This is a genomic window from Rhodoferax sp. U2-2l, assembly GCF_020594515.1.
Classification (GTDB): domain Bacteria; phylum Pseudomonadota; class Gammaproteobacteria; order Burkholderiales; family Burkholderiaceae_C; genus Rhodoferax.
The window spans coordinates 1-1,116 of the sequence record NZ_JAJCTH010000039.1 but is presented as its reverse complement, the minus strand read 5'-3'; the positions used below and the strand labels follow the sequence as shown (position 1 = coordinate 1,116).

General features: G+C 59.1%; 1 protein-coding gene. It reads left to right on the top strand.

The features are described from left to right. The coding region (gene tuf, locus LHU53_RS19575) for an elongation factor Tu (protein ID WP_227334464.1) at positions 1-1,116 on the top strand (1,116 nt) is incomplete at its 5' end.

Below are 1,116 nucleotides of genomic sequence, written 5' to 3'. Positions count from 1 at the left end.
ACCACCCTGACCGCAGCCATCACCACCGTGCTGGCAGCCAAGTTTGGTGGCCAGGCCAAAGCCTACGACCAAATCGACGCAGCCCCCGAAGAAAAAGCCCGTGGCATCACCATCAACACCGCCCACGTGGAATACGAGACTGAAAATCGCCACTACGCTCACGTTGACTGCCCCGGCCACGCTGACTATGTGAAAAACATGATCACCGGTGCCGCCCAGATGGACGGTGCCATTCTGGTCTGCTCCGCTGCTGACGGCCCCATGCCCCAGACCCGCGAACACATCCTGCTGGCTCGCCAGGTTGGTGTGCCTTACATCATCGTCTACCTGAACAAGTGCGACATGGTGGACGACGCCGAGTTGCTGGAACTGGTTGAAATGGAAGTGCGCGAACTCCTGGACAAGTATGACTTCCCCGGCGACGACACCCCCATCATCCACGGCTCCGCCAAACTCGCCATGGAAGGCGACAAGGGTGAACTCGGTGAAGGCTCCATCATCAAACTCGCAGCAGCCCTGGACAGCTACATCCCCACGCCCGAGCGCGCTGTGGACGGTGCCTTCCTGATGCCAGTGGAAGACGTGTTCTCCATCTCGGGTCGTGGTACCGTGGTGACCGGTCGTATCGAGCGCGGCATCGTCAAAGTCGGCGAAGAAATCGAAATCGTCGGCATCCATGACACCCAGAAGACCACCTGCACCGGTGTTGAAATGTTCCGCAAACTGCTCGACCAAGGTCAAGCAGGCGACAACGTCGGCATCTTGCTGCGCGGCACCAAGCGTGAAGACGTCCAGCGCGGCCAAGTGCTGTGCAAGCCGGGCTCGATCAAACCGCACACCCACTTCACCGGTGAAGTCTACGTGTTGTCCAAAGACGAAGGTGGCCGTCACACCCCGTTCTTCAGCAACTACCGTCCCCAGTTCTACTTCCGTACCACGGACGTGACCGGTGCCATCGAGTTGCCAGAAGGCAAGGAAATGGTGATGCCTGGTGACAACGTGTCGATCACCGTCAAGCTGATTGCCCCCATCGCCATGGAAGAAGGTCTGCGCTTTGCGATCCGTGAAGGCGGCAAGACCGTTGGCGCTGGTGTGGTTGCCAAGATTCTTGCTTAA